We start from the raw sequence: 18,180 nt of genomic DNA on the forward strand, positions 1-18,180 counted from the left end.
GGAGGAGATACCAATGGAATTATTGATAGCTGCCGGTATCCCGTCCACAATCGTGGCATTTTGTTTCTGGTTGTTGGAGAAGCGAATCCAAGAACGGGCGGAAGTCGAAAAGAACGAACGGGCATGCAGGCAGAGAGAACAGGATGAGAAAGAAGAGAACCGTGAAAAGCTCCAGTACATGATGCTGAAAGCTCTGGACGGTTCTCTTTGTTTGTCAGAAGCTACAGCAAAGGCGGTGCAGAGGATTCCGGATGCGAAGTGCAACGGAGATATGCACGCTGCATTAAATTATGAGCTGGAGCAGAAACATGATCTGGAGAATTTTCTGACAAGGCAGGGAGTGAACCATATCACAGGGGAATGAAATAGAAGGCTATATTTGCCCGATATTCGCCTTTATAGCGTTTAGGCAATAATTTCCCCATTCAAACAATTAAAAACGCTACAGGGAACTATCAAGAGATTACAAAGTATAACAGGAGGATTGATTCTATGGAATTATTGAATTTTTTAAGCCAGGTGCCGATTCCGGTTCTGATTCTGGTGATCGCAGTGCTGGTCGTTGTGACAGCAGTGGTCGTATATCAGTATGCGAAAGCGAAGGGACTGGATGGCATCCGGAAAGAGGTGTACAAGCTGTTCCTGCACGCTGAACATATCTACAAAGAGTCCGGCCAGGGAGAAAAGAAACTGAAATGGGTAGTACAGCAGGCAAGAGGATTGCTGCCTAAGTGGTTGCAGGTAATCATGTCCGAAAAGGTACTGCTGAAAATTATTGACTGGTGGTTCAAGGAAGTTAAGGACCTTTTGGACGATGGAAAGGTAAATGGCTCTCAGAACTGATCGGAGAAGGGAGAGAGGAGCTATGGGCTTAAAAATCCTATTGGTGTACCTTTTGGGGATTTTGCTGTGTCAGCCGGTCTACATCTGGGGCATTCGGACATTGTGCCGGATGGAAGATGAAGACGAAGAGCTGTACTGCCAGGACAATGGCATGTACTATGAGCCAAGCAAGCCGAATTATCCGCTTGTGATAGTGCTGTTGCTGATGGCAGGAATCTTCTGGCCGTTGGTAATTTTGTTTGCGGTGTTCGTTCCGTTGACATTTTTGCTGATGGACAAGATGGGACAGTTGCATCCGAAAGATGATGAGATGGACCCAGAAGAGGACACATACTTATGACCGGGTGGGGAGAAATCCCTGCCCTTTTTGTGAATGAAGGAGAATTTACAAATGGCAATAGAACGGAATACATACACAGATATTTTGTTTGACGCTTTGATGGCTGCCGGTTGCACGATATATGGTGCGTGTGCGGCAATGGGGAACATTTACGCAGAATCCAAAATGAATCCACGTAATCTGGAAAACCTTTGTGAGAGATTACTTGGGTACAAATATACGGACGATACCTACACGGAAGCGGTAGACTCCGGAAAGATAACGAGAGCGTTGTTCCTGCATCCGTTGGGAGATTCCAAGCAGTACGGTTACGGGTTCTGTCAGTGGACATCTGCCGGAAGAAAAGCCGGCCTTTACGATCTGGTCAAGTCCAGAGGAGTGTCCATCGGAGATGCGAAGACGCAGACAGAGTACATGCTGAGCGAATTGAAGACGAGCTATAAGAGTGTCTGGAAGGTATTGCAGACCGCAACCTCAGTGCAGGAAGCGTCCGATATCTTCTTAGTCAAGTTCGAGGCTCCGGCGAATGTAGGTTCGGCAGTGAAGAAAACAAGGGCTTCTTACGGGGAGCAGTATTTAAAGATTTACCAGAATCAGAAGAAGGAGGAAAACAAAGTGAGCAAAATTGAAAATGCAGTAGCAAGAGCAGAGGCAATCGCCCTGGACGATTCACACGGTTACGACCAGGTAGACCGTTGGGGCAAACCGAATTACGATTGTTCCGGGCTGGTAATCAGATGTTTGGAAGAGGCCGGAATCCCGGCAAAGTCAAGCGGAGCAACCTATACAGGCAACATGCCGGAGGTTCTGCCAAAAATCGGATTCAAGGATGTTGTAAAATCCGTGGATCTGGCAACCGGTAGCGGAATGATCCGTGGAGATGTCCTGCTCGGAAATGGACACACAGCATTCTACTGCGGAAATGGTAAACTGGTGCACGCAAGTATCAACGAGAAAGGAACGGTCACAGGAGGAAAGTCTGGAGATCAGACCGGTAGAGAAATCTGCATCCGCAGCTATTACAATAAGCCGTGGATTCATGTGTACCGTTACACCGGAGTGACAGCATCTGCATCCGGAACGGTTAATGTGAGAAATTATCTCCAGAAAGGCGATTCCGGGGACGCAGTAAAAGAAATGCAGAAAATGCTGATCGGTTGCGGATTCTCCTGCGGAAGTTCCGGAGTAGACGGTTCTTTCGGCGGAGACACAGAGAAAGCTCTGCTTGCGTTCCAGGCATTTTACGGTTTGGAGCAGGACGGCAAGTACGGACCGGTATCTAAGAGTAAGCTGGTTTCTGCTTACAACGGAAAGACAGCAGCCAGTGTTCCGGAAAAGAAGAACACTCCGTCTTACACTGCTGGACATGAGTACACTTTGCAGGTAGAACTGAAAGTTCGTACAGGTCCAGGAACAAACTACAGCGCAAAGAAACATTCGCAGTTGACGGCTGACGGCCAGAAACACGATAAGGACAATGATGGCTGCCTGGATGCAGGAACGGTCGTAACGTGCCAGGAAGTTCGGAATGTCGGAAACGATATCTGGATGAAAGCACCGAGCGGTTGGATGGCTGCTTATTACGATGGCAAGGTATACATCAAATAATGCCTTTAAGGCAAGAAACTAAGAAAATTAAGCACACCTCTTTTGGTCAAAAAGGAAAATATGTCACATTGCCCCGGTGTTCTGCCGGGGCTTCTTTTTTATTGCGGAGCAAGTCCGTAGAATAAATCAATATACAAAATTCACAAAAAATCCCCTTCAAATTTGACGAAATGTGCCTGAGTAACGATAGACGTTTTTAGATACTAACTTATGCCTAAGAGCTAAAAGCCGGTATAGAAGCGTGTACGATGTTATAGCCATATATGCTGAAAATGCGGTTCTGCAAAGTTCAATCTGAGTTCTGAAGTTATCCACAGGAAGAATGTTGATAATGTGAATAAGTCGAAAAATCGAAGCGAAAAAGCATTTCCTATATATAAAACCTTGTAAGATTTCTTACATGATTTCTACACCATAATTAGAGATAGAGTAAGAGATAGAGATAAAGATAGATAAAGAGATAAAAAAGAATAGCACTTTGCGTTGCAAAGATGCTACACACACTAATTCGACAGCTCGAAAAATAATTGAAAAATAGAAGTAAAACACTTGACACGTTCGAGTTATCGAAGTATAATAAAGTTACAAAATAACAAAACAAATACACGATACAAAGTAATGCAGGCGGCAAGGTTGATGGAATAGTACATATGCTTGTCAGACGGTTCCAACCCCGTAGGAATGCAGAGGACAGAACAAATGAGAAAGGAGGAATTGCCCGTTGGGAAAAAGAAAACGCAGGATTGAAGAAAAAGAAGAAGAGCTGCTTTCAGAGCAGTTGAAGAAGACCAAAATTGAAATTTATGAATGCTGGACACATATCGTAATTTCCATAGTAACAATGCTGATAGCAGTTGTTACGGCAGTTTTGACCTGGTTCAAGTAATGTTCTGAAAAACAGCTCGGTAGCCGGGGAGACAAGTTCTCCTCGTGCTACCAAGTTTATCACAGAGGAGGCAGAAAGTAAATGAAGAAAAGCAGAAGAATGTTTTCACTGGCTATGCTGGTGTGTTTGATTGTCGGAGTTTCAACCGGAATCAGAGAATGTATCGGAGCCGCATGTGCGCTGGCATTCGTAAATGCAACACTCGGACTGGAAGATTTAGAGAAGAAAATGGAGGATAAGAAATAATGGATGCAAAGAATCAGCAGGACAGAGCAAAAATGGTAGAAGAAGCGGTTGGTCGTATGTGCCGCCTGGGAATGATGCCGCAGGTAATCACAAAATTCAGAAAGCAGGGAACGGTCCTTAAATCTGAGACGGCAGGTATTCTGTACGATTTGAACGATGAGGAGAAGAAAGCTGTTGCCGACTGGGAAGAAGAAAGTGGCGGTATTGTATACGCTGCAATATTGAGCAATATGGTGTTTGGAAGATGCCTGGCGTTGTTGTATGTTAGTGCAGAGGAAGAAGAGTGGGAACTGGATAGAGAAGACCTGGACGGGAGGATTTCACTTGCGTATGTGGCGAACCTGGATGCACCGGATTGTTCCGAACTGGGAAGTATCGGAATTGCACCTGCAAACGGTGGATTGGTAAGAACAGAGTAGGAGGTGGCGTGATGCTGGAGTATAACGAGCAGACGGAAAATCTGATGGAAATAGCGATGATGCTGGAACAGCTCAAGGGAGAGAGTGAGTATCTGTTTGAGGTACTGACAGACATTGACAGCATAACCTGGAAACAGAAATTTGTGGACTGGGCGAATGAGTTCACAGAAACCTACGAGCCGAACAAGGATGTGTGGCCGGGAAATTACCTGGAAGTGATTGAGGGATTCGCCAGAGAGAAAATCTTGGAGTTTGCCGGAGTGGAGGACAAGGAATAATGAATTTGAGAAGAGCGGGCAAAGGAATTGTCAGAAAAGGTAAGCGGCCGAGCGTATACAGAATCGGCTTCAATGATGGCGATGAAACAGAGCTGACCGCAAATGGCATAAATGAACTGGAGGAGTTATGGCGGTCCTTGTGTCCGGAATTTGAATGCGAACCGGACAGCGTAAACTATGTAGAGAGAGTAGGATATGAGGAGGAAGACTGATGGGAAAAGAGTATGAGGAAATCAAAGCTGAGATAAGCGTACGAATCAGCACAGAGGATATTGATGATATTGTTACAACGGCACTGGAGGGCGGTATTTGCTACTGGTGCAGGCGAGTAGAAGTCAAAGGAAAGTATCTCGGAGAATTTGCATCGGAGCAGATCAGCAGAGGAGGAGTCCTGGTATTGCATGATTCGGTGGATGGCAAGAAGAGAGAACTGAACAAGGAAAAGTTGCTCAGCGGAGTAAAACAGTATCTGGAGGATGAAGACAAGCCGTACAATATCCTGGTGGATGCGGAAGACTCTGTAGGATGCAGCAAAGGAGTCTATGAATTGGATTGTTGCATGGTAGATGCGACAGTGGCAGACATGATTATCCAGTATGCGATATTCGATGATATTATTTACGGATAGGAGGACGCCGGGATGGAGGAAAAGAAAATTGTAGTGTATGTCCTGCATGGGTTCTGGGAGAACGAATTTACAAATGGGTGTGCAGTGGTGGATGTGTCGATTGACCTGGAGACGGTCATGAAGAAACTGGATGAAATCGTTGAGAATAAGGCACGAGAGTATGTGAAGGTGCAGGAGGATAAAGCCGAGGAAGAACGGGGATTCCGGTATTTTGAAATATGGGATGAGAACGGGCAGAGTGCTAAATTCTATATCGTAGAGCAGTATCTGGAATTATCGCAGAGTATGATGGAGGCGATTGCTGAATCATTAGCGAAAGGAGCAGGAAAATGAGAAAAATATATCAGTGTGAGCATACAGTACCGCCGGTTTGGTGGTTTACCTTCGCAGACAGAAATGCGTTGGGAGAGGAAATTGTAGTAGAGTTCCGAAAGAACGAAAACACGCATGGAAAGCATTCACTTCCGGCAATGTGGAAGAGAAAGGGATTCATAGATAAAGAACCGGAAACGTGGTGGGGCGTTCAGACCTATGTAACGGACCGGCAGGGCAGATGTTCCGGAAAGTACAATCCGACAACCAAGGATGGGAAACTGAAATTTGAGTGGCTGTTGGAGGCAACCGAGGAAAATCGACAGAAGATAATTGATGAGATTTACCGCAGGGCAAACGCTATCTGGCACAGGGAAGATTGGTATCTGGAAGACCTGGAAGAAGCAATCCGGAGTACAGGCCTGGAAGTAACCCAGGAAAGAGTAGACAAGCTGTTGGAGGAGTGCCACCGGATATTTGATGATAAATCCGGAAGAAATGAGATGCTGGCCCAGAAAGCAAGCAAGCTGTTTGAGGAGGAGTAGGAAATGTTTGGAAGACTGATTCTTGAAACCTATGTACAAGACAGATGCCGGGACGTCAGATTTAAGGATGAACACTTGACCTGGTTCGAGATTAAAAAGAACGATGCGAAGCGGATTGTGAAGAGAATGGGGTGGGAGAGCCTGGCAGATTTTCTGAACAATTACACCTGGGATGATACGGAGATTCTGTATCAGATAGCTGATAACTGCGGAATGATAGTTGCTGATTGGATTGAAAGAGAGGTAGAGGATGGAAGAAATTAGAGGAACTGACTGCAACGAGCTGATAAAAAAGGTTCTGGAAGTTGAGGAGTTGCGACCAGTGGACCTGGCAAAGAAAATCGGGGTGAGCAGACAGTATGCGAACCAGATTATTTCCAGAAGCAAATGCGGTATTCGCTGTGACACGTTGGAGAAAATCGTAAGTGCGTTGGGATATGAAATCGCCCTGGTAAAAATAATTGAAAAATAGAAGTAAAACACTTGACACGTTCGAGTTATCGAAGTATAATAAAGTTACAAAATAACAAAACAAATACACGATACAAACGGAGGTAGTCAAGATGAACGCATTAGTAATATACAGAAGCCTGTTAAGTGAAAGAGATAAAAATGAATTTGGTTATCCGGAATGGGATGCAGCACAGAAGATGCTGTGGGTGTTCATTGAAAAAGCCCTGGAAGCTGGAGAAGAAAGCATTGCTGATGAAATCGTAGATGAGCTGTATTCTTTGAGTGATTGTGGATGCACGCTGGAAGATGAGGCAGTGAAAGCAGATTTGGAGATGCTTGAAAAGTATGGATTTGGTAGCCGAGCAGACAAAGTAAGAGAGCTTTGTTGGAAGTAGGCTTATTTTTTTACCTGTAAGGTTCGCAAAATCGAAGTAATAATTCAAAGGAGCGAAGAATATGGCAAAGAGATCAAGAGCAAACAGAACTGAAAAGGCTACATACCAGAACATCCGGAATGAGCACAAATACATAGACGTTGTTCATCATGGAGATGGTCATTATTACATAATCCAGTACATAAAGCATGAGCTTCCAGAAAGAACGGTTGTCAATTATATGGGAACCAGATGCGGACACAAGCAGAAGTTCAGAATTGGAAAAGGGACGCTGCTGAGCATCCTGGAAGATTACAAGAAAGTTGAGGAGGCGTAGAAGGTATGACAAAACAGGAATTTCAAAAGAGAATTGGGGCTGAGATAAGCCAGAAAGATTATTCCATCGTGGAGCATGTGTATACATGGCATCCGTCCATCAGCGAGGTAGAGGGTAAGGAACAGATAGCAGAGTTGTATAAGTCCTTTGGAATGCCAATCATCAAGAATATGATGGAGGCTGCGAACTATGCAGAGACGCTTGACCGGGCAATGGCACAGGCACAGAGACAGGTGGAGGAGCTGAGAAAGCGAATCATCAGAGTTGCGAAAGGAGACCTGGTAGTGGAACAGTGCATTACAGAGGCTAAGAAATTATTTGAGACGGTCAACGATCCGCATGAGTGGGATGTGGCAGTTTCTTATCTGAAAAAAAGATACGGAGCAGATGCAGTAGACGAAGCCATTAAAATTGAGCATCTGGAAATGTAGGAGAGGAGTGAGAGTATGGCAGACAGAAGCAATGCCCGGCTGAATGAAGAGATTGAAAGCAAAATCAGACAGTGGGATGGCACAATATTTGGAGTATCATTGAAAAATATGTATGAGAACGGCACGAGCTATGAAGGTATCTGTGAGTATGCAGATATTGATTACGAAGATTACGAGGAGGAATAGAGATGGCGGACATGACGCTGAGAGAGTTTTGTGAGAGATACCGCAAGGGAGATTTCCTTGCAAAAGACAGAAATACCCAGATCGAGGCCGGTTGGTATGACTGGTTTTGCAGTGACAAAGCACTGGCAGGCCGGTTGGCGAAAATCTGGAGTATCTTGAAAGGGGTTACGAGCAATTACATCTTGGATAACTACAGAGTATGGTTCAAGAATAACTGCCCGATGGTCGGTCCGCTCTATGATGATGTAAGATTCGAGCCGCTTGACGAAGAGAAGAGGGATGAGTTGTATTTTGGAGTTGCTATTGATGATGAACGCAGAGACAACAAGTACATTATCTTCACTGCCAGAAATGATTACGAGGATGAGTGCGGATTTAATGATGTCCGAGAAGTACGGCAGTTCATCAATGGGTGGGAAGAAGAGCTGAAAAATGAGGAGTTTTACAAAGAAAGGGAGCGGAAGAAAGAAGAGCTGAAAAAGGAGAATGATAGATGTCTTGCACTGTTAAGAAAAGCAGATGAGGTTCTGGGAAAGCATGAGGAATAATGTATGCAGGATATGAAAGTGGCACTGTTCACGGTTGAGGATTTGAAAAAGAATCATCCGGATTATTACAGACGGTTAAACCCGAAATGCCAGGTTTGCCAGAATATTTTAAGCAGCAGTGAATGCGATATGTGCGAGGATTTTGATATGTTCGCCAGAGTAAAGGAGGAAATGAAGTGAGACAGGCAGAGTTTGCGGAACTGAGCAGGGAAGTAATGCCGGTACTGGATAAGCTGACGGAGATTGCAGGCCAGCATGGAACGGCAGAAAAGCTGGTAAGCATTACATTGAGTGCAGAAGGTTATATTCATTTTACGGTACATGACAGTGGAATGTGTCTGAGCAGATTAAAAAGAGAAGATGCACCGGAGTTGGAAATCAGAAAACAGTTATCCCAGGAAATGGGAAGAGAGGAGAACTGATATGGCAAGTTTGAATGTTAAGACAGAGTATTCAGAGTATAAGGACTGTAAGTTAAGAGTCGGTAAGTATGTGGAAGACAATAGCGTTGCTGTTGAAATTTATAACAGATGGGATGGACCTATTGCGAGAGTAACCACCTGCCTGTGCGACCATTCGTTGGCAGAAGATGAGGCGTATGTTGACACCAATAATTGCCCTTGGGCGGTAGCTCTTCTGGAAGAAAACGGATTTGCGGAGAGAACCGGGCGTACTCGGAGAAGCGGTTACTGCGAATATCCGGCAATGAAATTTGACAGAAGCAAGATGGCAGAGTTTGAGGAGGAAAGTTAAGATGGAGAGCTATAGAGAGTTAAGAGACAGACAGCAGAAAGAGTTCAATGAGCTGCCGTTGGGGTTTGCGTTCTCAGATAAGCAGTTTGATGAAATGATGGGAAAATGGGGACTTGACCCGGAGAAAGACCTGGATAAGATTTATCGGATTCCGGGCGGTGGATTCATCCAGAAGAAAGATCACAAGCATTTCCATGAGGTACTGGACCGGCACAACGCTGAGATGGAGGCGGCAAAGGCGGCCGATGAAGATGGAACAGGATTTCTTTACCAGATGTTCAAGTACGAACTGGATAATCACGAGTACGGATACACCGGAGATCTTGAGGATACGCTGGATTGCTTAGGATTGACTTGGGAAGAACTGAAAGCGTCACCGGTAATGCTGAAAGCTCTGGATAAGGCTTCGACAGAAATCAGAGAAAGAGAGGGATGCTAAGTATGGATGAGAATAAACGCATAGTAATATGCAGACGCTGTAAAAAGCCGGAATACTGGGGAGAAATGAGATGGCTTTCCGGATTTTGCGTATGCAGAGATTGCTACAAAGCGCAATGGGAAAGCGAAAATCATAAGCCGTATACCTGGGATGACCTGGATGGAAAAAGACCAACGATGGAAGAATTTGAAAAGGAGAATGAGTAATGGCAAGAGAAGAGCTAAAGACAATCGAAGGATGGCACAAGAGCGGCTGCAACAGTTGGGATGAATATTGTAAGCCGGGAGATATGGTAGACCAGGGAGTAGCAGATTACTTCCTGGATATCCTGCCACCACGGACAATGACAAGGGATTACTTCCAGGTAGGAGAGCCGCACAGTCATGCAATCAACCCGAAGACAATGAAGAACTGCGGCACATATGCAACATTCGCCGTAAGAGGAAAAGAGATCTGGGAGTATTGCGGAAACTGTTTTCCTCACATGTGTGTAGATGTTGAGAAATTCAAGAAACGGGATAGCGTGCAGGCTTTTTTGCATGAGACATACAAGCTGGTGTGCGGGATTGCACAGGCTCCGAGACCTCATATCTTCTGCAAAGACGGTTTTGAAATGAGTGTCCAGGCTGGAGATGGATTGTATTGTGAGCCACGGGTGAATTTGGAAAGCGGAGAATATGCAGCTTGCGAAGTCGGATATCCCAGCCAGAAAGAAGAGTTGTTGATGCCGTATATTGAAGATCCGACAGAACCGACAAAGGCAGTGTACCCGTATGTGCCGGTTGAAGTGATTGAACAAGTGATTGAGAAACACGGCGGCTGGTTTGACGCCAGGATTCCATTTGCATAAAGGAGGCGAAGCAGTATGAAGAAATTTATGAAGAGCATGAAGAAGTTCTTTAAGACTATGAAGAAGCTGGCAAAGTAGAGGAGAAGGAGCATGAACAAAACAAAAAACATGACAACCGGGGCAGGTTATCTGCTCCGGAGAGAAGATTACAAGAGAGTCAAGAAAATGGATCGACAGCAATTTGAATCGTTCTGCAAGAATCTTTATATGACAGCATATGAAGAGGGCAGAAAGTCGGTTCCTGGGATTGACATTACGGAAGTGCAGAAAGCAATCAGCGAGACACCGGGAATCGGGGCGAAGAGACTGGAGGCAATCATGGAAAGCCTCAACAGCAAATTTGCGAAGGAGGAAGATGCGTGATGAATAGAGAAGGACGGACAGTAAATGTCAAAGACTGGGGCCGCCTGGGAGCAAAGAGAGTAGTTTTATACGAAGACAGAGGCGAGCTTAGATTTACGGATGGGTTCCATGATATGAGAATGACACAGGCCAGAATGGAAGCCTTTGTTCCTGGCGGCGATGCAGTTCTGGCTGATGTGTACCGGAGAGTGAGAGGAACCAGAAGCTGGCATCCGGTTGTAAAAGAGCTGAAAAAATTATTGGATGAGAGAGGGGGAAAAGCGGTATGAAGATTGAACCGAGGAAAGAATCGGACAGAGGCGGTTGGCTGTGTATGCCGTTGTTAGCCAGTGTGCCGGAAGGAAAGGAAGGATGGGAAAAGGTGCGTTGCCCGGTATGTGGAGCACTTTGCTGGAAAAGACCGGAGGATGCAGGCGTGATTTGCCATAGCAAACTCGACGGAGCGTGTTGTACGTTATGTGCTTTGAAGAAAGGAGCTGGCAGGTTATGAAGAGAAGCGAGCAGATCGTAGAATTGATGGACGATGTAAAGAAGATTATCTCACAGATGGCAGTGGTGGATGTATGTGAGGAAGAGAAGCCGGTAGAGGTTGGAAAAACCATCATGACAAGCCGGGAGGTGGCGGATATGTTCCAGGAATATCACTCGGTTACATATCGCAGAATCGCACAGCTTATCGTGGAGCTGGAACCGATGGAGCAGACAGAGTTCAAAATGGCACAGTTCAAGGCAAGACACCAGGAGTACCCGATGTGGGAACTGACTGAAAAAGCCTGCAAGCTCTATCTGACGAGAATGAAAAGAGATAGATGCTACGGTAAAAAGAAGACCGGCATTGAGAAGATGGAAAAAGAGCTTCGTTGCCGGGTAAGCGGTCAGAAACTGGTGGAGGATGCGGAGAACGGATATAAGGACGTCCGGGAACTGTTCAATCAGTTTATTACTGGTCCGAAGGGCGAAAACCGGGAAATTCCGGAACTGACGCAGGCCTACGAACGGCTGAGAGCGGTTATGGAAGCACAGGTTCCGGGTGCGAAAGCTGATACGGCGATAACGTCTGCGGTATACGATGTGGCGATAGAGTCAGAAATGCAGGGGTTCATTTACGGATTTCAGTTGTTCGGAGCGGTTCTGCAGGGATGTGGCAGCACAAGAAGATGTGCCGGAGAAAATTAAGGGCAGACAGGAGGAGTCATGGAGAATAATTTGGTAAAGCTGGAACCATGCCCGTTCTGCGGTTGCAGAGATAGAAGAGTGGGAATCCGTAGGATGGGTAACAACGGATATAGAGTTTGTTGCTCGAAGTGCGGAAGTCTCGGACCTCATGTATCAGTGAAGGACTGGAACGGACACAAGAAGCTTGCGCAGAAAGAGGCAAGAGAAAAATGGAATGAAAGGGTGCGAAAAAATGGATAGAGAAGAACTTATGAGAGAGTTGGAAGATATGTTCCGGGATGAGCCGGATAACAATAAACTGAATGCGGTTCTGGACCTTGCGGATGCGTATGCAGAACATGAATACGAGAAAAGAAAAAAGTCTGAAAAAGTACAGTGGGGAAAAGATGTGTGTGCTGCGGCAGGAGAGAGTGTAGACGAACTTCCGGAGAAGGTGTTCATTTCTATTTCAGAGAAGTTAGAGGATAGAATGTTGGAGAATAACGGTGATCTGGAATATGCAGTAGTCCAGGAAGTTGTAAATGAGTTCTGGGAGCAGGAGGAAGAGGAAGATGCTGATTGTAAGCCAGAATAAAGAGAAGGTGTTGTGGTTCGGAAGAGCCTTTAACGCCCTGGAATATTCAGAACAGGTAAACCACAAGGGAAAGAAGGAAACCGTCAGACACACAATTTGCATATCTGATGGTTGTCTGGAAGAGATTGCAGAGTATCAGACAAAGGAACGGTGCTTGCAGGTGCTGAAAGATTTCTGTGGAGCATATGAAAATGAATGTTATACGGTTGAGTTCTTCGACACTGCGGCCCAGGCAACAAGACCGGCAATGTACAAGAAGAACATCGTGTATGAGTTCCCGGCGGAGTAATGTGAAGGAGGGCGATGATGGAACACAAGATCACAATCATGAAATATCAGACGATGTTTCCGGGGATGACAAAAAAGCTGTTCGATGAGAAAGAGAGATTCTATCAGATTGCAGTCATCAGCATCAGACTGGATGAACTCCAGACAAAAGGTGCGGTACTGCAGAAAATGGGAAAACCAACAAAGAGCGGCACTAGAATGACGTTTGCACCGGTGCGGAGTGCTGGAGAGTATGAGGCAGAGATGCAGAGGATTCTGGAAGACGGGAAAAAGCTGGGTCTGAAATTTGAAAAGAAAAAGGAGGAAAAGTAATGGAGAGCAGTGAAGTTGTAAAAATCAGAGTGGAGAATATATATCCGCATCCGGATAATCCGAGAAAAGACCTCGGAGATGTGACAGAGTTGGCAGAATCAATGAAGAAGCATGGAGTCATGCAGAATTTGACGGTTATTCCGGCGAGTGCATTGACAGCAGACCCGGAAGATCAGCCGGATGCTGATAAGGTTTCGGTAATCAGTGATTTCCATGTACTGATAGGACATAGAAGATTGGAGGCGGCAAAATTAGCAGGCCTGGTAGAAGTTCCATGCCAGATTAAAAGCAAGATTTCCCGGAAAGAGCAGGTAGGCATCATGCTGTTGGAGAATATTCAGCGTGAAGACCTTACCATCCAGGAGCAGGCCCAGGGATTCCAGATGATGCTCGATTTGGGAGATACGGAAGACCAGATTGCAGAAAAGACCGGATTCAGTAAATCAACCGTCCGGCATAGGCTGAATATTGCGAAGCTGGACCAGGAGAAATTGAAAGAGAAGCAGCAGGACGATGCTTTTCAGCTCACATTGAAAGACCTGTACGAACTGGAGAAAATCAAGGATGTAGAAATGCGAAATGAGATTCTGGATAAGGCCAGCAGCTCCAGAGATATTGTGAGCCGGGTTCAGAACGAGATTACAAATGCTAAGAAGAAAGAGAACGCAAAGAAGCTCAAAGCGAAGCTGAAAAAGATGGGGGTAGAGAAAGCACCGGAGCAGTATTCCCAGCAGATGTACAATGGAAAGTGGAAAACGGTGATAGAGATTAACTTGACAGACGATGTGCCGGATGAGATTGAACTGCCAGAGCAGAAAGGGCAGATGTACTGGTATGAGACATGGCGAGATTTGAGAATCGTTACGAAAGCTCCGAAGGAAAAGAAGAAGCTGACAAAAGAAGAGCTGGCGAAGAAAGAGCAGGATAGAAAGTCAAAAGAGGTAAAGGAAATTCTGAAAGGAAGTGCTGCCAGAAGAAAAGATTTTATCTCCGGAATTATTTCTGGAAAAATCCCGGCTCTTAAGGACGAAAACGCAGCGAGAGAAAAAATCTGGGAAGCCCTTGTGCTGATTGGTTACGGTCTGTACGGTTCGATTGCGAGAGGCTTTTTCCTGGAGGACGATGAGTGGAAGTACAGCGAAGAAGAGAGAAAGCAGGCAACTGAGACGTTCCAAGGATTGAGCATCACACATCAAATGCTTGTGTTTCTGCATGGGTCGATGAATACGGTAGGAGAAACCTATGATTATAGCGGACGCTACGCCAAAGAAAAGGCGGATAAACTGCTGAAAGGGTATGAAGCCCTCAAATTGTTTGGGTGGTTCTTTGAGATGGATGAGGAGAAGCGAGTTCTGGACGGAACAAGTGAGTTATTTGCACCTGCGGAAGAAAAGTAAACTACTGACTTGCCAACTGGCGCAAAGTCGGTTATTATAATAGGAAGAAGGAGCTACAAAGTAGCGGTACATAAGTAGTGAAATGAAGGCACGCCCTCTACATGGGGGATGCGATGTTTATTAAATAGACGGTGAAAAATGAAGTCTCGGAACTTGAAGTTCCGGGGCTTTTCTATGTGATTGGAATAAATATCGTTTATTATGGGAATAGTCCTTGTATAAAAATTTAGGAGGGACTGCGTTGAGGATTCCAAAACATATTGCAATTATACCGGATGGAAATAGGAGATGGGCGACACAACATCAGATGGAGAAAAAAGATGGCTATCAGCACGGACTGAACCCGGGACTTGAAGTGCTGCGCAAAGCAAAGGAGTATGGAGTCGCGGAAATTACGTATTATGGGTTTACTGTGGACAATTGTAAACGGCCGAAAGTGCAGCAAAATGCATTTAAAAAAGCGTGCGTAGATGCAGTGCGGCTGATTCAAAAAGAAGGGAATGTATCGCTCTTGGTTGTGGGAGATTCGAGCTCAGTACATTTTCCGGAAGAACTTTTGAAATATACACAGAGAAAGGAAATCGGAATTGCTGATATCAAGGTGAATTTTCTTGTGAATTACGGCTGGGAATGGGATTTGAGCGCGATAAGAAAAGAGGGTATGGAGCAAGAGAACGATGTAATGACTCAAATACATTCGAAGGATATTTCCAGAATTGATTTGGTAATTCGTTGGGGAAATATGAGAAGATTGTCGGGGATGCTGCCTGTGCAGTCAGTCTACGCAGATTTCTATGTGGTAGAAAATCTTTGGCCGGATTATAAAGAAAGAGATTTTGATAAAGCAATCAGGTGGTATGACAAACAAGATGTAACTTTAGGCGGATAGCATCCGGAATAGTTTGATGATAATTTATTTTTATCTAAAAAGAAATTTTGTAGATTCTTCTAGTAAGATTTGTACAAGGTTTCTTTTTTATTATTGTCTTTTAAATCCTGTCTAATTTCAGAATTTTGTATAAAATTACAAAAACTATCAAAAATAAATTAAAATAATGGTAAAAATACATAAAAGAAAAGTGCTTAAATATGGATTTTTGCATAAATCTGTGTTAATATGAAGTGGTATATCGAGATGCACAAGGTGCAGAACGGAAAACTACAGTAAAAGGAGGTTTCAGGATGTGTTCTAAAACAGGAGGGGTTCCGTTTCATGGAACAAAAGAGCAGGAAGAGGCGTTATTGCAGGTGATTGCGGAATTGAAGGATGATAAAGGTGCTTTGATGCCCATTTTGCAAAAGGCTCAGGAAATATATGGGTATCTTCCGATAGAAGTGCAGACAATGATTTCAAATGAGACGAAGATTCCGTTGGAGAAAATATATGGAGTTGCAACGTTTTATTCACAGTTTACGCTCAATCCAAAAGGAAGATATCGCATTTCAGTCTGTCTTGGCACGGCATGTTATGTAAAAGGTTCCGGGGATATTTATAATTATCTGATGGAAAAGCTTGGAATCGTGGGTGGGGAATGTACACCTGACGGTAAATTTTCACTGGATGCCTGTCGATGTGTCGGGGCATGCGGTCTTGCGCCGGTCATGATGGTAAATGATGATGTCTACGGACGTTTGACTGTAGATGACATAGATGATATTTTAGCAAAATATGATTAGGATCGTATGAAAATAGAAATGGAGGATATGCATGAAGTCACTGGAAGAATTGAAAGCAATCAAAGAAAAGATGCGGGGACAGGTAGAGTTTCGTTCAGAAGACGGAGTCTGGACAGAAGATAACCCGTATCGCAAGCATGTGTTGGTCTGCGGAGGTACCGGGTGTACTTCTTCCGGCAGCAAGAAAATTATTGAAAAACTGCATGAAGAGATTCGAAAAAATAGTCTGGAAAATGAGATTGGAGTCGTGAAAACAGGATGTTTCGGGCTGTGTGCGTTGGGGCCGATTATGATCGTTTATCCGGAGGGCGCATTTTATTCCATGGTAAAAGAAGAGGACATTCCGGAAATCGTATCGGAACATTTGTTAAACGGAAGAATTGTTACTCGTCTTTTATATCAGGAGACGGTCAGTGAAGATGGAATACTGCCGCTTCAAGAGACGGAATTTTATAAGAAACAAAAGCGAATTGCGCTTCGCAACTGTGGCGTGATCAATCCGGAAAATATTGAAGAATACATAGGGACGAGCGGATACGAGGCTCTTGGAAAAGTCTTGACGACGATGACACCGGATGACGTCATTCAGGTTATCTTGGACAGTGGACTGAGAGGACGCGGAGGAGCAGGTTTCCCGACGGGGTTGAAATGGAAATTTGCAAAAGGCAATCAGGCAGAACAAAAATATGTCTGTTGTAATGCCGATGAAGGAGATCCGGGAGCGTTTATGGATCGCTCGGTGCTTGAAGGGGATCCTCATGTTGTGTTGGAGGCAATGACAATTGCAGGGTATGCAATCGGGGCGTCACAAGGGTACATCTATGTGCGTGCGGAATATCCGATCGCAATTGAACGTCTGGAAATCGCAATTCGTCAGGCGAGAGAATACGGAATGCTTGGCAAAGATATTTTTGGAAGCGGATTTGATTTTGATATTGATTTGAGACTGGGAGCGGGAGCGTTTGTCTGTGGAGAAGAGACGGCATTGATGACATCCATTGAAGGAAATCGTGGTGAGCCAAGACCGCGTCCCCCATTCCCTGCATTGAAAGGTTTATTCCAAAAACCGACGATTTTAAATAATGTGGAGACCTGGGCAAATATTCCACAGATTATTTTAAAGGGACCGGAATGGTTTGTGGGTATGGGAACAGAAAAATCAAAAGGAACAAAAGTGTTTGCGTTAGGTGGTAAAATTCATAATACCGGACTTGTGGAGATTCCGATGGGAACGACACTTCGTGAAATTGTGGAAGAAATCGGCGGAGGAATTCCGAATGGAAAGAAATTCAAGGCGGCTCAGACGGGAGGACCGTCAGGCGGATGCATTCCGGCAGAACATCTTGATGTTCCGATCGATTACGACAACTTGATGGAAATTGGATCCATGATGGGATCAGGTGGTCTGATTGTTATGGATGAGAATACTTGTATGGTGGATATTGCAAAATTCTTTTTGGAATTCACGGTAGATGAGTCCTGCGGGAAATGTACACCTTGCCGTATCGGCACAAGACGTATGCTGGAACTTTTGGATAAGATTACAAAGGGGCAGGCAACCATGGAAGATTTGGATAAATTGGAGGAACTTTGTTATCACTTAAAGGATAACTCGCTCTGTGCACTTGGACAGACAGCTCCAAATCCGGTACTTTCTACTCTGCGCTATTTCCGGGACGAATATATTGCACATATCGTAGATAAAAAATGTCCTGCGGGAGTCTGTAAAGAGTTGTTGCAATACAAAATTGATGCGGATAAATGTAAAGGCTGTACACTTTGTGCAAGAACATGTCCGAACAATGCGATTATTGGCTCGGTAAAAGAAGTACATATGATTGACCAGTCTAGATGCGTCAAATGTGGAGCATGTATGGAAAAATGCCGGTTTGGTGCTATTTATAAAGAGTAATAGGG

At 44.8% G+C, this 18,180-nt stretch carries 37 protein-coding genes; all 37 read left to right on the top strand.

The features are described from left to right. Positions 1–13: 13 nt before the first annotated feature. The 37 genes from AC6I5B_RS06890 (at position 14) to nuoF (ending at position 18,175) form a co-directional block, all read left to right on the top strand. Complete coding sequence (locus AC6I5B_RS06890; protein WP_497773699.1) at positions 14–364, top strand: serine/threonine protein kinase; 351 nt, start codon at positions 14–16, stop codon at positions 362–364. Positions 365–492: 128 nt separating this feature from the next. Then, a complete protein-coding gene (locus AC6I5B_RS06895; protein WP_118315538.1) occupies positions 493–843 on the top strand; it encodes a hypothetical protein in 351 nt (116 codons plus the stop codon). Between the two features lie 22 nt (positions 844–865). Next, positions 866–1,183, top strand: coding sequence for a hypothetical protein (locus AC6I5B_RS06900; protein WP_497773700.1), 318 nt, complete (start codon positions 866–868; stop codon positions 1,181–1,183). Positions 1,184–1,234: 51 nt separating this feature from the next. Then, positions 1,235–2,791: a phage tail tip lysozyme gene (locus tag AC6I5B_RS06905; RefSeq protein ID WP_303015807.1), complete on the top strand. Its 1,557-nt coding sequence runs from the start codon at positions 1,235–1,237 to the stop codon at positions 2,789–2,791. A gap of 721 nt (positions 2,792–3,512) precedes the next feature. After that, complete coding sequence (locus AC6I5B_RS06910) at positions 3,513–3,677, top strand: hypothetical protein (RefSeq protein ID WP_158563047.1); 165 nt, start codon at positions 3,513–3,515, stop codon at positions 3,675–3,677. Between the two features lie 81 nt (positions 3,678–3,758). After that, positions 3,759–3,923, top strand: coding sequence for a hypothetical protein (locus AC6I5B_RS06915; protein WP_158563048.1), 165 nt, complete (start codon positions 3,759–3,761; stop codon positions 3,921–3,923). Beyond that, positions 3,923–4,342 carry a hypothetical protein gene (locus AC6I5B_RS06920; RefSeq protein ID WP_101872211.1) on the top strand — a complete coding sequence of 140 codons (420 nt, stop codon included), beginning with the start codon at positions 3,923–3,925 and terminating at the stop codon, positions 4,340–4,342. Before AC6I5B_RS06915 ends, AC6I5B_RS06920 begins: the two co-directional genes overlap by 1 nt. An 11-nt stretch (positions 4,343–4,353) precedes the next feature. Next, a complete protein-coding gene (locus tag AC6I5B_RS06925; protein WP_064786085.1) occupies positions 4,354–4,620 on the top strand; it encodes a hypothetical protein in 267 nt (88 codons plus the stop codon). Beyond that, on the top strand, positions 4,620–4,832 hold the full coding sequence (locus AC6I5B_RS06930) for a hypothetical protein (protein WP_117687955.1): 213 nt from the start codon (positions 4,620–4,622) through the stop codon (positions 4,830–4,832). The genes AC6I5B_RS06925 and AC6I5B_RS06930 overlap by 1 nt, the downstream gene beginning before the upstream one ends. After that, on the top strand, positions 4,832–5,248 hold the full coding sequence (locus AC6I5B_RS06935; protein WP_211133403.1) for a hypothetical protein: 417 nt from the start codon (positions 4,832–4,834) through the stop codon (positions 5,246–5,248). The genes AC6I5B_RS06930 and AC6I5B_RS06935 overlap by 1 nt, the downstream gene beginning before the upstream one ends. Positions 5,249–5,260: 12 nt before the next feature. After that, positions 5,261–5,581, top strand: a complete 321-nt coding sequence (locus tag AC6I5B_RS06940) for a hypothetical protein (RefSeq protein ID WP_117963898.1) — start codon at positions 5,261–5,263, stop codon at positions 5,579–5,581. Continuing rightward, positions 5,578–6,105, top strand: a complete 528-nt coding sequence (locus tag AC6I5B_RS06945; protein ID WP_497773701.1) for a hypothetical protein — start codon at positions 5,578–5,580, stop codon at positions 6,103–6,105. The genes AC6I5B_RS06940 and AC6I5B_RS06945 overlap by 4 nt, the downstream gene beginning before the upstream one ends. 3 nt (positions 6,106–6,108) lie before the next feature. Next, positions 6,109–6,369 carry a hypothetical protein gene (locus tag AC6I5B_RS06950; RefSeq protein ID WP_117687957.1) on the top strand — a complete coding sequence of 87 codons (261 nt, stop codon included), beginning with the start codon at positions 6,109–6,111 and terminating at the stop codon, positions 6,367–6,369. Further along, complete coding sequence (locus AC6I5B_RS06955; RefSeq protein WP_064786078.1) at positions 6,356–6,577, top strand: helix-turn-helix domain-containing protein; 222 nt, start codon at positions 6,356–6,358, stop codon at positions 6,575–6,577. The genes AC6I5B_RS06950 and AC6I5B_RS06955 overlap by 14 nt, the downstream gene beginning before the upstream one ends. 91 nt (positions 6,578–6,668) lie before the next feature. Then, positions 6,669–6,953: a hypothetical protein gene (locus AC6I5B_RS06960; RefSeq protein ID WP_117687958.1), complete on the top strand. Its 285-nt coding sequence runs from the start codon at positions 6,669–6,671 to the stop codon at positions 6,951–6,953. A gap of 61 nt (positions 6,954–7,014) precedes the next feature. Further along, complete coding sequence (locus AC6I5B_RS06965) at positions 7,015–7,269, top strand: hypothetical protein (protein WP_117687959.1); 255 nt, start codon at positions 7,015–7,017, stop codon at positions 7,267–7,269. Between the two features lie 5 nt (positions 7,270–7,274). Continuing rightward, positions 7,275–7,700 carry a hypothetical protein gene (locus AC6I5B_RS06970; protein ID WP_117687960.1) on the top strand — a complete coding sequence of 142 codons (426 nt, stop codon included), beginning with the start codon at positions 7,275–7,277 and terminating at the stop codon, positions 7,698–7,700. Positions 7,701–7,715: 15 nt separating this feature from the next. Continuing rightward, complete coding sequence (locus AC6I5B_RS06975) at positions 7,716–7,886, top strand: hypothetical protein (protein ID WP_175305442.1); 171 nt, start codon at positions 7,716–7,718, stop codon at positions 7,884–7,886. A gap of 2 nt (positions 7,887–7,888) precedes the next feature. Continuing rightward, positions 7,889–8,434, top strand: coding sequence for a hypothetical protein (locus tag AC6I5B_RS06980; protein WP_175305441.1), 546 nt, complete (start codon positions 7,889–7,891; stop codon positions 8,432–8,434). A 3-nt stretch (positions 8,435–8,437) separates the two neighbouring features. Beyond that, positions 8,438–8,614 (top strand): hypothetical protein, encoded by a 177-nt coding sequence (locus AC6I5B_RS06985; RefSeq protein ID WP_497773702.1) that lies wholly within the window; start codon positions 8,438–8,440, stop codon positions 8,612–8,614. Then, entirely contained in the window at positions 8,611–8,856 is a 246-nt protein-coding gene (locus AC6I5B_RS06990; protein WP_118005710.1) for a hypothetical protein, read from the top strand. The genes AC6I5B_RS06985 and AC6I5B_RS06990 overlap by 4 nt, the downstream gene beginning before the upstream one ends. 1 nt (position 8,857) lies before the next feature. After that, positions 8,858–9,187 (top strand): DUF4313 domain-containing protein, encoded by a 330-nt coding sequence (locus AC6I5B_RS06995; RefSeq protein ID WP_064786069.1) that lies wholly within the window; start codon positions 8,858–8,860, stop codon positions 9,185–9,187. Position 9,188: 1 nt separating this feature from the next. Beyond that, a complete protein-coding gene (locus AC6I5B_RS07000) occupies positions 9,189–9,626 on the top strand; it encodes a DUF7659 family protein (protein WP_118315544.1) in 438 nt (145 codons plus the stop codon). A 2-nt stretch (positions 9,627–9,628) separates the two neighbouring features. Beyond that, on the top strand, positions 9,629–9,832 hold the full coding sequence (locus AC6I5B_RS07005; protein WP_227081137.1) for a hypothetical protein: 204 nt from the start codon (positions 9,629–9,631) through the stop codon (positions 9,830–9,832). Next, positions 9,832–10,476: a hypothetical protein gene (locus AC6I5B_RS07010; RefSeq protein ID WP_064786061.1), complete on the top strand. Its 645-nt coding sequence runs from the start codon at positions 9,832–9,834 to the stop codon at positions 10,474–10,476. The genes AC6I5B_RS07005 and AC6I5B_RS07010 overlap by 1 nt, the downstream gene beginning before the upstream one ends. Positions 10,477–10,566: 90 nt before the next feature. Next, on the top strand, positions 10,567–10,839 hold the full coding sequence (locus tag AC6I5B_RS07015; protein ID WP_497773703.1) for a glutathione peroxidase: 273 nt from the start codon (positions 10,567–10,569) through the stop codon (positions 10,837–10,839). Beyond that, positions 10,836–11,108: a hypothetical protein gene (locus AC6I5B_RS07020; RefSeq protein ID WP_253059807.1), complete on the top strand. Its 273-nt coding sequence runs from the start codon at positions 10,836–10,838 to the stop codon at positions 11,106–11,108. Before AC6I5B_RS07015 ends, AC6I5B_RS07020 begins: the two co-directional genes overlap by 4 nt. After that, positions 11,105–11,329, top strand: coding sequence for an alanine racemase (locus AC6I5B_RS07025; protein WP_117687965.1), 225 nt, complete (start codon positions 11,105–11,107; stop codon positions 11,327–11,329). The genes AC6I5B_RS07020 and AC6I5B_RS07025 overlap by 4 nt, the downstream gene beginning before the upstream one ends. Beyond that, positions 11,326–12,015: a Rha family transcriptional regulator gene (locus tag AC6I5B_RS07030; protein WP_117687966.1), complete on the top strand. Its 690-nt coding sequence runs from the start codon at positions 11,326–11,328 to the stop codon at positions 12,013–12,015. The genes AC6I5B_RS07025 and AC6I5B_RS07030 overlap by 4 nt, the downstream gene beginning before the upstream one ends. A gap of 18 nt (positions 12,016–12,033) precedes the next feature. Continuing rightward, positions 12,034–12,255 (top strand): Lar family restriction alleviation protein, encoded by a 222-nt coding sequence (locus tag AC6I5B_RS07035; protein WP_211133410.1) that lies wholly within the window; start codon positions 12,034–12,036, stop codon positions 12,253–12,255. Further along, positions 12,248–12,589: a hypothetical protein gene (locus AC6I5B_RS07040; RefSeq protein WP_147335023.1), complete on the top strand. Its 342-nt coding sequence runs from the start codon at positions 12,248–12,250 to the stop codon at positions 12,587–12,589. Before AC6I5B_RS07035 ends, AC6I5B_RS07040 begins: the two co-directional genes overlap by 8 nt. Continuing rightward, a complete protein-coding gene (locus tag AC6I5B_RS07045) occupies positions 12,567–12,878 on the top strand; it encodes a hypothetical protein (RefSeq protein WP_064786051.1) in 312 nt (103 codons plus the stop codon). The genes AC6I5B_RS07040 and AC6I5B_RS07045 overlap by 23 nt, the downstream gene beginning before the upstream one ends. A gap of 17 nt (positions 12,879–12,895) precedes the next feature. Next, positions 12,896–13,189 (top strand): hypothetical protein, encoded by a 294-nt coding sequence (locus AC6I5B_RS07050; protein WP_117687970.1) that lies wholly within the window; start codon positions 12,896–12,898, stop codon positions 13,187–13,189. Continuing rightward, positions 13,189–14,586: a ParB/RepB/Spo0J family partition protein gene (locus AC6I5B_RS07055; RefSeq protein ID WP_118005727.1), complete on the top strand. Its 1,398-nt coding sequence runs from the start codon at positions 13,189–13,191 to the stop codon at positions 14,584–14,586. Before AC6I5B_RS07050 ends, AC6I5B_RS07055 begins: the two co-directional genes overlap by 1 nt. A gap of 241 nt (positions 14,587–14,827) precedes the next feature. Further along, positions 14,828–15,475 carry a polyprenyl diphosphate synthase gene (gene uppS / locus AC6I5B_RS07060; RefSeq protein ID WP_044987778.1) on the top strand — a complete coding sequence of 216 codons (648 nt, stop codon included), beginning with the start codon at positions 14,828–14,830 and terminating at the stop codon, positions 15,473–15,475. 293 nt (positions 15,476–15,768) lie between these two features. Continuing rightward, positions 15,769–16,263, top strand: a complete 495-nt coding sequence (locus tag AC6I5B_RS07065; RefSeq protein ID WP_022250842.1) for an NADH-quinone oxidoreductase subunit NuoE family protein — start codon at positions 15,769–15,771, stop codon at positions 16,261–16,263. A gap of 70 nt (positions 16,264–16,333) precedes the next feature. Further along, the gene (gene nuoF, locus AC6I5B_RS07070) at positions 16,334–18,175 is read left to right on the top strand and encodes an NADH-quinone oxidoreductase subunit NuoF (RefSeq protein WP_044987853.1); all 1,842 of its coding nucleotides are present in this window, start codon (positions 16,334–16,336) and stop codon (positions 18,173–18,175) included. Positions 18,176–18,180 lie beyond the last annotated feature (5 nt).

It is taken from the genome of Faecalimonas nexilis, assembly GCF_059731825.1.

Bases quoted from the DNA above. Each gene is read 5' to 3' on its own strand.
- AC6I5B_RS06890 (WP_497773699.1), top strand. From the start codon at position 14: ATGGAATTATTGATAGCTGCCGGTATCCCGTCCACAATCGTGGCATTT.
- AC6I5B_RS06895 (WP_118315538.1), top strand. From the start codon at position 493: ATGGAATTATTGAATTTTTTAAGCCAGGTGCCGATTCCGGTTCTGATT.
- AC6I5B_RS06900 (WP_497773700.1), top strand. From the start codon at position 866: ATGGGCTTAAAAATCCTATTGGTGTACCTTTTGGGGATTTTGCTGTGT.
- AC6I5B_RS06905 (WP_303015807.1), top strand. From the start codon at position 1,235: ATGGCAATAGAACGGAATACATACACAGATATTTTGTTTGACGCTTTG.
- AC6I5B_RS06915 (WP_158563048.1), top strand. From the start codon at position 3,759: ATGAAGAAAAGCAGAAGAATGTTTTCACTGGCTATGCTGGTGTGTTTG.
- AC6I5B_RS06920 (WP_101872211.1), top strand. From the start codon at position 3,923: ATGGATGCAAAGAATCAGCAGGACAGAGCAAAAATGGTAGAAGAAGCG.
- AC6I5B_RS06925 (WP_064786085.1), top strand. From the start codon at position 4,354: ATGCTGGAGTATAACGAGCAGACGGAAAATCTGATGGAAATAGCGATG.
- AC6I5B_RS06930 (WP_117687955.1), top strand. From the start codon at position 4,620: ATGAATTTGAGAAGAGCGGGCAAAGGAATTGTCAGAAAAGGTAAGCGG.
- AC6I5B_RS06935 (WP_211133403.1), top strand. From the start codon at position 4,832: ATGGGAAAAGAGTATGAGGAAATCAAAGCTGAGATAAGCGTACGAATC.
- AC6I5B_RS06940 (WP_117963898.1), top strand. From the start codon at position 5,261: ATGGAGGAAAAGAAAATTGTAGTGTATGTCCTGCATGGGTTCTGGGAG.
- AC6I5B_RS06945 (WP_497773701.1), top strand. From the start codon at position 5,578: ATGAGAAAAATATATCAGTGTGAGCATACAGTACCGCCGGTTTGGTGG.
- AC6I5B_RS06950 (WP_117687957.1), top strand. From the start codon at position 6,109: ATGTTTGGAAGACTGATTCTTGAAACCTATGTACAAGACAGATGCCGG.
- AC6I5B_RS06955 (WP_064786078.1), top strand. From the start codon at position 6,356: ATGGAAGAAATTAGAGGAACTGACTGCAACGAGCTGATAAAAAAGGTT.
- AC6I5B_RS06960 (WP_117687958.1), top strand. From the start codon at position 6,669: ATGAACGCATTAGTAATATACAGAAGCCTGTTAAGTGAAAGAGATAAA.
- AC6I5B_RS06965 (WP_117687959.1), top strand. From the start codon at position 7,015: ATGGCAAAGAGATCAAGAGCAAACAGAACTGAAAAGGCTACATACCAG.
- AC6I5B_RS06970 (WP_117687960.1), top strand. From the start codon at position 7,275: ATGACAAAACAGGAATTTCAAAAGAGAATTGGGGCTGAGATAAGCCAG.
- AC6I5B_RS06975 (WP_175305442.1), top strand. From the start codon at position 7,716: ATGGCAGACAGAAGCAATGCCCGGCTGAATGAAGAGATTGAAAGCAAA.
- AC6I5B_RS06980 (WP_175305441.1), top strand. From the start codon at position 7,889: ATGGCGGACATGACGCTGAGAGAGTTTTGTGAGAGATACCGCAAGGGA.
- AC6I5B_RS06985 (WP_497773702.1), top strand. From the start codon at position 8,438: ATGCAGGATATGAAAGTGGCACTGTTCACGGTTGAGGATTTGAAAAAG.
- AC6I5B_RS06995 (WP_064786069.1), top strand. From the start codon at position 8,858: ATGGCAAGTTTGAATGTTAAGACAGAGTATTCAGAGTATAAGGACTGT.
- AC6I5B_RS07000 (WP_118315544.1), top strand. From the start codon at position 9,189: ATGGAGAGCTATAGAGAGTTAAGAGACAGACAGCAGAAAGAGTTCAAT.
- AC6I5B_RS07005 (WP_227081137.1), top strand. From the start codon at position 9,629: ATGGATGAGAATAAACGCATAGTAATATGCAGACGCTGTAAAAAGCCG.
- AC6I5B_RS07010 (WP_064786061.1), top strand. From the start codon at position 9,832: ATGGCAAGAGAAGAGCTAAAGACAATCGAAGGATGGCACAAGAGCGGC.
- AC6I5B_RS07015 (WP_497773703.1), top strand. From the start codon at position 10,567: ATGAACAAAACAAAAAACATGACAACCGGGGCAGGTTATCTGCTCCGG.
- AC6I5B_RS07025 (WP_117687965.1), top strand. From the start codon at position 11,105: ATGAAGATTGAACCGAGGAAAGAATCGGACAGAGGCGGTTGGCTGTGT.
- AC6I5B_RS07030 (WP_117687966.1), top strand. From the start codon at position 11,326: ATGAAGAGAAGCGAGCAGATCGTAGAATTGATGGACGATGTAAAGAAG.
- AC6I5B_RS07035 (WP_211133410.1), top strand. From the start codon at position 12,034: ATGGAGAATAATTTGGTAAAGCTGGAACCATGCCCGTTCTGCGGTTGC.
- AC6I5B_RS07040 (WP_147335023.1), top strand. From the start codon at position 12,248: ATGGATAGAGAAGAACTTATGAGAGAGTTGGAAGATATGTTCCGGGAT.
- AC6I5B_RS07045 (WP_064786051.1), top strand. From the start codon at position 12,567: ATGCTGATTGTAAGCCAGAATAAAGAGAAGGTGTTGTGGTTCGGAAGA.
- AC6I5B_RS07050 (WP_117687970.1), top strand. From the start codon at position 12,896: ATGGAACACAAGATCACAATCATGAAATATCAGACGATGTTTCCGGGG.
- AC6I5B_RS07055 (WP_118005727.1), top strand. From the start codon at position 13,189: ATGGAGAGCAGTGAAGTTGTAAAAATCAGAGTGGAGAATATATATCCG.
- AC6I5B_RS07065 (WP_022250842.1), top strand. From the start codon at position 15,769: ATGTGTTCTAAAACAGGAGGGGTTCCGTTTCATGGAACAAAAGAGCAG.
- nuoF (WP_044987853.1), top strand. From the start codon at position 16,334: ATGCGGGGACAGGTAGAGTTTCGTTCAGAAGACGGAGTCTGGACAGAA.